Below are 9,105 nucleotides of genomic sequence, written 5' to 3'. Positions count from 1 at the left end.
TGAAGAACAAGCGCTTCACCTTCGGCTCGGAGAGTTCCACCTCTGGCCGGCTGATGCCCCAATATTTCCTTCGCCAGGCTGGCGTCAACCTCGACGACTTCGCCGGTGGCGCGCCAGGTTTCAGCGGCAGCCACGACGCCACAATTGCCCTGGTGCAAAGCGGGGCCTACGACGCCGGCGCCGTCAACGAGCAGGTGTGGAAGAGCAGCCTGCACAGCGGCAAGGCAAACCGGGCCAAAGTGGTGCAGATCTGGCGCACCCCCAGCTACCCCGACTACCTGTGGCTCGGCCAGCCCAACCTCAACCAACGCTTCGGCAAGGGCTTCAGCACCAAACTGCAAAAGGCAATTCTCAGTTGGCGCTCCAGTGATCCCGAGCAGAAACAGATCTTGAACCTGTTTGGGGCCCAGCAGTTCACCACCGTGAACCCCGCTGGATACAAGAAGATCGAGCAGGTGGGCCGCCAGATCGGCAAAATTCGTTGATCGGATCCAGAATCAGCTGTAAGGCAGAACGGAGTCCATGGTTTGGTTGATCGATCTGGTGTTGGTGCTGGCAGGGCTGACGCTCTGGAGCAGGGCCAGTACGGAATCCGATGAGGCCTGGTCGCTATTTCTGCACAGCATCGCCTTTCTGGATCTGGGCTTCATCGCCTTCGGCAATGGCCAGCTGCTGATTGAGATTCCCCTGCTGGCGCTGGCCCTGGCGCTGCCCTCAGCCGCCAGGCTGGAACAGCGCCGCCGCTGATATGGGCATGAACTCCCGCGGCCCTGATCTAATTGAGATGTCCCTGGTGGCGCTGATCCTGGCCCTGATCGTCTACCGACTCACCCTGGCCTGACCTTGGCGCCCCTGCTGGTCCTCGACAACATCTGCGTGCGCGGCCGCAGCCAGCCTCGCCTGGATCGGGTGTCGCTGCGACTGGAGCAGGGCGAACGGGTCGCCCTGCTGGGTCCCAGCGGTGCCGGCAAGAGCACCCTGCTGGCGGTGGCCAATGGCCTGATTGCTCCCGACCAGGGCAGCGTGCGCTGGTCGGGGGAGCCCCGGGGCCGGACAGTCCGCGCCCGGCGGCGCCAGCAGGCCCGCATCGGCACCCTCTGGCAAGACCTGCGCCTGATCGAGGAGCTCACGGTGCAGCAAAACCTCAACGCCGCCCGGCTGGCGGTGTGGGGCTGGCCGCGGGCCCTGCTCAACCTGTTGCTGCCGTTGGAAACCGCTGCCTGCGCGGCGGTGTTGCAACGGCTCGATCTGGATCCGGCCCTGCTTAACCAGCCCGTCTCGGCCCTCTCCGGGGGCCAGCGCCAACGGGTGGCCCTGGCCAGGCTGCTGCGGCAAGACCCCTTGCTGCTGCTCGCAGATGAACCCCTGGCCAGCCTGGATCCACGCCTGGCCGCCGATCTGCTGGCCCTGCTGCTGGAGCTGGCGAGTCCGCCAAGGGCCCTGCTGCTCAGCCTGCACCGCCCCGACCTACTTGCCGGCTTCGACCGGGTCGTGGGGCTGCGGGCCGGCCAGCTGGTATTTGACCAGGCCGGCTCCAATCTCGAAACGAGCCAGCTAGAGGCGCTCTACGCCGGTGCCGAAAGGCCATGAGGCCCGCGGCGCCGCTGTGGGTCCTGCTGCCCGCCCTGGTGCTCCTGCCGCTGCTGGCCCTGCTGCCCGGGATCAGCCATGGCGGCGGCTGGGAGCTAGTGGGCGAGTTTGCCGCCGCCGCCCTGCAACCCTCCCTGGAGCCGCTGGTAGTGGGATCGGTACTGGGGGGCCTGGGCGTTACAGCTGGCATCGCCCTGCTGGGCTGGGCCGCCAGCCTGGCCCTGGGCCTGGGGCTCGGCATCGCCAGCTCCCGGGTGGTGTGGCACACCTGCTGTGGCAACGCCGCTCCAGCCAGCTGGATCCGTCGCCTGCTGGCCCTGCCCCGCTCCATCCATGAACTGCTCTGGGGACTGCTGCTGCTGCAGCTGGTCGGGCTGCAGCCGGTGGTGGCGGTGGTGGCGATCGCCATTCCCTTCGGGGCCCTGGTGGCCCGGGTGGTGAGCGACCTGCTCGACGCCCTGCCCACCGCCAACCTGGAAGCCCTGCGCTGTGGCGGCGTAGCCGGACCGGCGGCCCTGGTCACCGCCCTGGGGCCACCGCTGCTGCCCCAGGTAATCAGCTACAGCGGCTACCGGCTCGAATGTGCCCTGCGCAGCGCCACCATGCTGGGGGTGTTCGGTCTGGGGGGCCTGGGCACCGAGCTGCGCCTCACCCTGCAGTCGCTGGCCTTCAGGGAACTCTGGACCGGCCTGTGGCTCCTACTGGCGGTGATGCTTCTGCTGGAGGCGCTAGTGGGCTGGCTGCGGCGCCGCTGGGCCATGCCGGCGCGGCTGGGACTCCACCGGCGGGGCGTGGGCCGGCAGGGCCGGGAGATCCTGGTGGCATCCCTGGTGCTGCTGCCATCGCTGGGCCTGGTGGCCTGGCAGCTTGGGATCGAACCCGCCGGCCTGCTGCGCTGGCAGGGCCTGCCCCCCCTGGGCCCGGCCGACTGGGGCGCGGTGCTGGCCCTGCCCTGGGCGAGCCTGGTTGGCAGCACCCTGCTGCTCACCCTGCTGGCCGCAGCCCTGGCCGTGGGTCTGGCGCCATTGATGCTGCTGGTCGCGCAGCCCTGTCGCCCCCTGCTGGCTTTGGTGCAAGGGCTCTGGGCCCTGGGGCGGCTCTGGCCGCCGCCACTTACGGCCCTGCTGCTGTTGTTTGTGCTGCAGCCCGGGCTGGTCACCGGCGCCCTGGCCCTGGGGTTCCACAACCTCGGCATTCTCGGTCGACTGTTGCTGGAGGCAGCCGAAACCAGCGGAGCTCCCCAGCAGCAGGCCCTGCTGGCGGCGGGGGCAGGGCCCCGGCTGGCCCTGCTCTACGGCCGCTTCAGCTCTCTGGCCCGCCCCTACCTGGCCTATGGCGCCTACCGGAGCGATGTGATCCTGCGCGAATCGGTGGTGGTGGGCCTGGTGGGGGCCACGGGCCTGGGCAGCCAACTGCTGGAGTCCCTAAGTTCGTTTGCCGGCGACGAGCTGCTAGCTCTGGTGCTGGTCTATGCAGCGCTGACCCTGCTGGGGGAAGATCTCAGCGACCGCGCACGCCTCTGGCTTCTGGAGACCCCCCATGGTGATGGCCCACCCCAGGAAGCTGGTGGCGCTTGGCGATAGCGGCGTCTTCGGCTGGGGTGACCCGCTGGAGGGGGGCTGGTGCGAGCGGTTACGGCGCCATTGGATGGAACTGCCCGGCGGCCCGGTGCTCTACAACCTGGGCGTGCGCGGCGACGGGCTGGAGCGTCTGACGGCCCGGCTGAAAGCCGAGGTGGGCTGCCGCGGCGAGCTGAGGCGCCAGCAACCCCAGGGGATCCTGCTGGGAGTGGGCCTGAACGACACCGCCCGGGTGGGGCGAGCCAATGGCCGGCCCCAGCTCGATGGGGAGGGATTCCTATTTGGCCTGCAGCAGTTGCTGCACCAGGCCAAGGCGATCGCACCGGTACACGTGATTGGCCTCACCCCGGTGGACGAGGCGGCCATGCCCTACGCAGGTGTGCTCTGGTATCGGCTGGACGACATCCGCCGCTATGAGGGCCTGCTGGAGGAGGCCTGCCTGGAAGCGGATGTGCCTTTCCTGCCCCTGCTGGAGGGGCTGCTAGCAGACCCCGACTGGCCCCAGTGGCTGGCCAGCGATGGCCTGCACATCAACAGCGAGGGGCACCGGCAGGTCTACCGCCGGGTGAGTAGCTGGCCTGCCCTGTTGGCCTGGGCCGACCTGGTGCCCCTGGCTGGCCAGACTTCCATGCCCTGCTGAAGGCCGATGGGGTGAGCGGTAAATCCCCCAGGGGGTTGGTCCCGGTTCACCCGCTTGGGGGAGCAGGGCGGGACCCTGCCGCGGCGACGGTGGAAACACCGAAATCCCGATCCCCATGTCCACCTGTCAGATCCACGAGCGCAACCGCAGCTGGCTGGAAGCCATGGCCGCCAGCCCCGATGCCAACACCCGCCTGCGCTGGCGTAACGCCCTGGTGGAAGAGAACCTTGGCCTGGTGCGGATGGTGGCCCAGCGCCAGAGCCTGCGCAGTGGCCAACCCTTCGATGAGCTGGTGTCGGCCGGCAACATGGGCCTGATCAGGGCCGTGGAGGCCTTCGATCTGCGCCAGCGCTGCAACCTCAGCAGTTTTGCCGTTCCCTACATCAAAGGGGCGATGTTGCACGACGTGCGAGACAACGGCCAGCCCCTGCGTACCCCCCGGCGACTGCGGGAATTGCAGCAGCGGGCCAGGCGCCTGCAGGAGCAGCGGCGCAGCCGGGGCCTGGCACCCCTGGCAAACGAAGCCCTGGCCGCGGAGCTGGGCTGCCGCAGCGGCCAACTAGAGGAGGCCGCCGCAGTTCAGCGGGCGCTGCAGGTGCGCAGCCTCGATGCCCCCCTTGGCCCAGCAGACGCAGGGGAGTCAAGCTGCCTGCTCGATCAGCTGGCCGCCCAGGGCGCTCCAAGCTGGGCAACGGCCGAGGCAGGGGATTCAGGCGATGGCCCCCGGGGGCCTCAGCAGTGGTTGCAGACCCAACTGGACCAACTCGACACCCAGGACAAACGCCTGCTGGAGGGCCACTGGTTCGAGGGGCGGAGCTGGAAGGAACTGGCCCTGGAGCTGCGCCTGAGCTGCCGCCAGGCCCAGCAGCGGGGCGAAACCCTGCTGGGCTGGCTTCAGGCGGCCGCAGGCCATGTGCCAGCCAGCAATACCGAAACTGCCACCGAAAGCGCCATTGCCAGCAGGGCGGCAATGGCCGTCTGAATCCCATTGACCAGCTCGTTGCTCAACCAGCGCCAACGCTGCTGGGCGGTGGCACCAATCAGGCTCTCAAGCAGGGTCGCCACCAACCCCACCAGGGTGACCAGCAGCCAGGTGGAAGCACCAGACAACAATCCCAGGGCCAGCATCAGCAGGGCCATCAAGGCGCTGCCGACCAGGCTGGCGGCGGTGCCCTCCAGGCTGATCGCCCCCTCGCTGCCGGGGGGGACGGGGCGAAGGGTTGTGATCAACACGGTATGGCGGCCCCAGCGCTTGCCGATCTCACTGCCGAAGGTGTCCGCCAATTTGGCGGCGAAGCTGGCGGCAAAGCCGATCAGCAGCAGGGGCTGCCAGGCCGGCGGCGCCAGGGCAGCGGCCATCGCCAGCAGGGTGCCGGTGGCCGCCGAGCCCCAGACGTTCTCGGGGCCGCGGGCCCCGCCGCGGGCCTCCGCCAGGCCGCGGGCCAATTTGGCGCGAAACCCCAGGCGGGTTACCGCCGACCCCAGCACCAGGTAGAGCACCACGGCCAGCCAGCCCCGCGGCCCCAGACAGCCCCACAGCAAAGTGCCAAGGCAGCCGGCATGAACCCAGCCGGCCCGGGTCAGCACTGGCAGGCGCTGGGCCAGGGCAATCAGAGCGGCATTCAGGGCCAGGGCACCTAACCAGTGGCCCCAGCTCTGGGGGGCAACCAGGGCCAACTCAGAAATGGGCACGCAGGGGCAATCGAATAGCCAAAGTGTGTTGCACTGACAAGGTGCTGGTGGATCGGGGAAAGTGGCCGGCCATAATCGTTGCAGAACGCTGCTGCAGCAATGTTGTTCAACCGCAAGCCCGCTTTTTTTCTAGACCTGGGCAGTGAGGGTGCGACCCCGGCCAAGGTGGCGATCGCCGAGCCCAAACCCAGCGCCGCAAAGGCGGCTGAGGGCAAATTAGCGGCGGTTCTAGCCGCAAATCCGGCCCCGGCACCCGCAACCCAGCCGGGCAACCAACCCAGCAGCCAGCCCAGCAGCAGCCAACCCAGCCTCACCACCGCAGAAGCGATTGCCGCTGAGCTGCGCGCTGCCCAGGAAGCCCTGCCCGCTCCGAGCCTGGCCACCTTCGCCCCGGAGTGCCTCAACCCAGCCAATGCCCTGCCCAGCCGGCGGCGGCTGGCTGGCGCCAACCTGGCCGGTTACAAGGCGATGGCCGCCGGCATGTTTCGCAACTAGGAGACCAGGCTCTGGCGCCAATGGCTGAGCAGGGCAGCTGCCGCCACGGCGGCGGTGCTGCAGCGCAAGATCGTCGGCCCCAGGCTCACCGGCTGCCAGCCCTGCTCCAGCGCCAGGCCCTCCTCCGCCGGGCTCCAGCCACCCTCAGGGCCGATCGCCACCACCAGCCCCTCGCCGGCACTGGCGGGCCCTGGGGCGAGGGGCGCCAGGAGCTCCTGCAGTAGGGGGAGGCCCAGGTTGCGGCTGCTGGCCAGCAGGCCCCGGCCGGCACCATGGGGCGGCGGCAGACCCAGCAGCGCGGTGGCTGCCACTGGGGAGCGCAGCTCGGGCTGCCAGAGGCGCTCACACTGCTCGACAGCCTCCCGCACGATGGCGGCCCCGCGCTCTGGCCTGGGCCCATCGGGCCCGACGCTGCGCTCTGCCCACAGGGGCGAGATGCGATCTATCCCCAGTTCCACCACCATCCGCAGAAGCACATCGGCGTCCCGGCGGGGCAGGGCCAGGGCCAACTCCAGCAGGGGAGCGGGCGGCCCTTGCTGCTGCAGTGGGGCCTGCAGGGGTTGCTCGAGCACCGCCCCATCCACCTGGCTGAGCTTGGCGCTCCAGAGGCGGCCAGCCCCATCCACCAGGTCAAAGCGATCACCCGGGCGCAAGCGCAATACCCGGCCCAGGTAGTGGGCCTCGGCGGGCTCGAGGGCCACTTCCTGGGCCGCCAGCCGCGCGGGGGGAATCAACAGCCGCCGCAATTCCCGTGCCACAGCTTCACCTAGTCGTCGATGGCGTCGAGGCCGGCGAACATCGCCTCGGGCTGCTCCTCAATCGGCCAGTCATCGTTGAGACCACCGATCAGCAGCTCCTCGAGTTCGAGCACGTCGTTGTTGAGCTGGCTCAAGGCATTGATCAGCACATCGAGGGCTAGGGCATCACTGGTGCCCAGATCCACCCAGCAGCGTGCCCACTCCTCCTGGTATTCGATCGGGCCCATGTTGTGCATCAGGGCCGGCAGGGCCGCCGCTGCCGAATCGTGGCTGTAATCCATCCAGCCAAGTTCGGCCCCCTCCTCGTGGGCCTGGAGGTTTTCGGCATTGAAGCCACCCAGCTTGCCGAGAAAAAACCAGCTGTCGAAGGCGGTTTCTAGGTAGCCCCGCTCGCCGGCACCCACCGGATGGGGGAAGCGCATCCAGATCCAGCAGTTGAAGGGATTGAACTCGCGGAAGCGCACCTCCATGGCAAGGGGAAAAGGCGAGAAAACTGCCCCCATCAAACACGCCCGCCGGCATGCTGGGTCGATGCTTGAACTGCGCAACCTCTGCTATCAGGCGGCCACCGCGGGCCAGCCAGTGTTGCGCGGGGTCAGTCTGCAGCTGGCGGTGGGGCAGCCAGCCCTGGTGGCCGGCGGCAGCGGCAGTGGCAAGACCACCCTGCTCGAATTGATAGCTGGCCTGGCCGAACCCAGCAGCGGCCAGGTGCTGTGGGAGGGGGAAGCCCTCAATGCACGCCAGCGGCGCTGGCTATGTGGGCTGGTGTTTCAATTCCCGGAGCGCCACTTCCTCGGGCTGAGCGTGGGCCAGGAGCTCAAACTCGGCCAGCGGCGGCTCACGGCCGAGGAGGCTGAAAAAACTTTGGTGCAGGTGGGCTTGGGGGGGCTTTCGCTGCAGCAGCCGCCTGAGCAACTCAGCGGCGGCCAGCAGCGGCGGCTGGCCCTGGCGGTGCAGCTGCTGCGCAACCCCAGGGTGCTGCTGCTGGATGAACCCACCGCAGGCCTCGACTGGGCGGTGCGGGGCGAAATCCTCGAGTTGCTGGCAGGCCTCGCCCGGGAGAGGGCCGTGCTGGTGGTGACCCATGAACCCGAGTTGTTCGGTAGGGTGATCAACGGCGGCTGGCTGCTGGAGCAGGGCGTGCTGGAGCCCCTCTGCCGGATTCCTACGATGGCCCCATCCCCGGGAGGCAAGCCTTGAGCGACCAGCTGCTGAGGGCTACTGCCGCCGGAGGCGGCATTCGGCTGGTGGCGGTGAGCAGCGGCCACACCAGTCGCATAGCCCGCGAGCGCCATGGGCTCTCCTACCTCACCAGTGCCCTGCTGGGCCGGGCCATGACGGCCGGGCTCCTGCTGGCCAGCTCGATGAAGGTGGCCCATGGCCGCGTCAACCTGCGCATCCAGTCAGATGGCCCATTGCGGGGCCTGATGGTGGACGCGGGCCGCAACGGCACCGTGCGCGGCTATGTGGGCAACCCGGCCCTGGAGCTGGACCCGGTGAAGGGCCCCGACGGCCTGGCCCACTTCGACTTCCGCAGCGCCTGCGGCACCGGCTACCTGCACGTGGTGCGCGACCTGGGCGAAGGCGAACCATTCAGCTCCACGGTGGAACTGGTGAGCGGCGGCATCGGCGACGATCTCGCCTCCTACCTGCTGCACTCCGAGCAGACCCCCTCAGCAGTGTTCGTGGGCGAGCAGATCGACAGCAACGGCGTGCGCTGCTGTGGCGGCGTGCTGGTTCAGGTGCTGCCCAAGGCGGCCCACGAGCCGGCCCTGGTGGCCCTGCTGGAGGAGCGCTGCCGGGAGGTGCGCCACTTCAGCCAGCGGCTGGCGGAGTGCCAGGGCAATCTGCAGGGCCTGCTGGAAGCGATCTTTCCTGACCTCGACTCCCAGCCCCTCGATGCCGCCACTGCCTGCACGCCGGTGCGCTTCCACTGCCGCTGCAGCCGCGAGCGCAGCGTCAGCGCCCTCAAACTGCTGGGCCGCGATGAGCTCAGCGAGATGCTGGCGGAGGACGGCCGGGCCGAACTCACCTGCCACTTCTGCAGCGCCGTGTACGCGGTAGACGCAGCTGAACTCAGCGAACTGATCGCCGAATTGGCCTAGCTCAACCCAGCCAAAGGGCCCCTAGCAGCAACACCAGTAGGGCCGGCAGGCTCTGCACCTGCAGGGGGCTTAGGGGGAGCCCCAGGGGCAGGCTTGCCGGCAGGGCGGCGGTGAGGATCGCGCCGAGCAGCAGGCCCAGGCAAAGCAGGCCAAATCCCCAGCCAACGGCAGCCAGGAAGCGACGATGGCGCCACTGCAGGTTGATCACGGCCATGGCCGTGGCCAAGGCAAGCACGAGATCGGCA

General features: G+C 68.9%; 13 protein-coding genes. 9 read left to right on the top strand and 4 right to left on the bottom strand.

Annotation, left to right across the window (positions count from 1 at the left end):
* From KBZ15_RS12635 to KBZ15_RS12610, 6 genes are all read left to right on the top strand, one after another.
* A partial coding sequence (locus KBZ15_RS12635; RefSeq protein ID WP_255015545.1) for a PhnD/SsuA/transferrin family substrate-binding protein occupies positions 1 to 485 on the top strand: 485 nt, incomplete at its 5' end.
* A 37-nt stretch (positions 486 to 522) separates the two neighbouring features.
* Complete coding sequence (locus KBZ15_RS12630; RefSeq protein WP_255015544.1) at positions 523 to 747, top strand: hypothetical protein; 225 nt, start codon at positions 523 to 525, stop codon at positions 745 to 747.
* 96 nt (positions 748 to 843) lie between these two features.
* Positions 844 to 1,590 (top strand): ATP-binding cassette domain-containing protein, encoded by a 747-nt coding sequence (locus KBZ15_RS12625; protein WP_255015543.1) that lies wholly within the window; start codon positions 844 to 846, stop codon positions 1,588 to 1,590.
* A complete protein-coding gene (locus tag KBZ15_RS12620; protein ID WP_255015542.1) occupies positions 1,587 to 3,173 on the top strand; it encodes an ABC transporter permease in 1,587 nt (528 codons plus the stop codon). The genes KBZ15_RS12625 and KBZ15_RS12620 overlap by 4 nt, the downstream gene beginning before the upstream one ends.
* A complete protein-coding gene (locus KBZ15_RS12615) occupies positions 3,130 to 3,810 on the top strand; it encodes a GDSL-type esterase/lipase family protein (RefSeq protein ID WP_255015541.1) in 681 nt (226 codons plus the stop codon). Before KBZ15_RS12620 ends, KBZ15_RS12615 begins: the two co-directional genes overlap by 44 nt.
* A gap of 115 nt (positions 3,811 to 3,925) precedes the next feature.
* Positions 3,926 to 4,792: a sigma factor gene (locus KBZ15_RS12610; RefSeq protein ID WP_255015540.1), complete on the top strand. Its 867-nt coding sequence runs from the start codon at positions 3,926 to 3,928 to the stop codon at positions 4,790 to 4,792.
* Here KBZ15_RS12610 and KBZ15_RS12605 read toward each other — a convergent pair.
* Positions 4,705 to 5,496 (bottom strand): TIGR00297 family protein, encoded by a 792-nt coding sequence (locus KBZ15_RS12605; protein ID WP_396123473.1) that lies wholly within the window; start codon positions 5,494 to 5,496, stop codon positions 4,705 to 4,707. The two genes, KBZ15_RS12610 and KBZ15_RS12605, sit on opposite strands and share 88 nt — an antisense overlap.
* 105 nt (positions 5,497 to 5,601) lie before the next feature.
* Here KBZ15_RS12605 and KBZ15_RS12600 point away from each other — a divergent pair, with 105 nt between their 5' ends.
* Entirely contained in the window at positions 5,602 to 5,997 is a 396-nt protein-coding gene (locus tag KBZ15_RS12600) for a hypothetical protein (RefSeq protein ID WP_254931182.1), read from the top strand.
* Here the strand turns inward: KBZ15_RS12600 and KBZ15_RS12595 are convergent.
* Both KBZ15_RS12595 and KBZ15_RS12590 read right to left on the bottom strand, forming a co-directional pair.
* Positions 5,994 to 6,755, bottom strand: coding sequence for a 16S rRNA (uracil(1498)-N(3))-methyltransferase (locus KBZ15_RS12595; protein WP_254931181.1), 762 nt, complete (start codon positions 6,753 to 6,755; stop codon positions 5,994 to 5,996). The genes KBZ15_RS12600 and KBZ15_RS12595 overlap by 4 nt on opposite strands.
* Positions 6,756 to 6,763: 8 nt before the next feature.
* Positions 6,764 to 7,225 (bottom strand): DUF3531 family protein, encoded by a 462-nt coding sequence (locus KBZ15_RS12590; protein ID WP_254931180.1) that lies wholly within the window; start codon positions 7,223 to 7,225, stop codon positions 6,764 to 6,766.
* A gap of 61 nt (positions 7,226 to 7,286) precedes the next feature.
* Here KBZ15_RS12590 and KBZ15_RS12585 point away from each other — a divergent pair, with 61 nt between their 5' ends.
* Together KBZ15_RS12585 and hslO are read left to right on the top strand one after the other, a co-directional pair.
* Positions 7,287 to 7,955 (top strand): ABC transporter ATP-binding protein, encoded by a 669-nt coding sequence (locus KBZ15_RS12585; RefSeq protein WP_254931179.1) that lies wholly within the window; start codon positions 7,287 to 7,289, stop codon positions 7,953 to 7,955.
* Complete coding sequence (gene hslO / locus KBZ15_RS12580) at positions 7,952 to 8,860, top strand: Hsp33 family molecular chaperone HslO (RefSeq protein ID WP_255015538.1); 909 nt, start codon at positions 7,952 to 7,954, stop codon at positions 8,858 to 8,860. Before KBZ15_RS12585 ends, hslO begins: the two co-directional genes overlap by 4 nt.
* Before the next feature lies 1 nt (position 8,861).
* Here the strand turns inward: hslO and KBZ15_RS12575 are convergent.
* Positions 8,862 to 9,105 (bottom strand): CPP1-like family protein (locus tag KBZ15_RS12575; protein ID WP_315859886.1); only part of this gene is annotated, 244 nt, incomplete at its 5' end.

The organism is Cyanobium sp. BA20m-p-22, assembly GCF_024346275.1.
Classification (GTDB): Bacteria; Cyanobacteriota; Cyanobacteriia; order PCC-6307; family Cyanobiaceae; genus Cyanobium_A.
The sequence above is the reverse complement of the archived record's forward strand: the minus strand, read 5'-3'. Positions and strand labels throughout refer to the sequence as shown.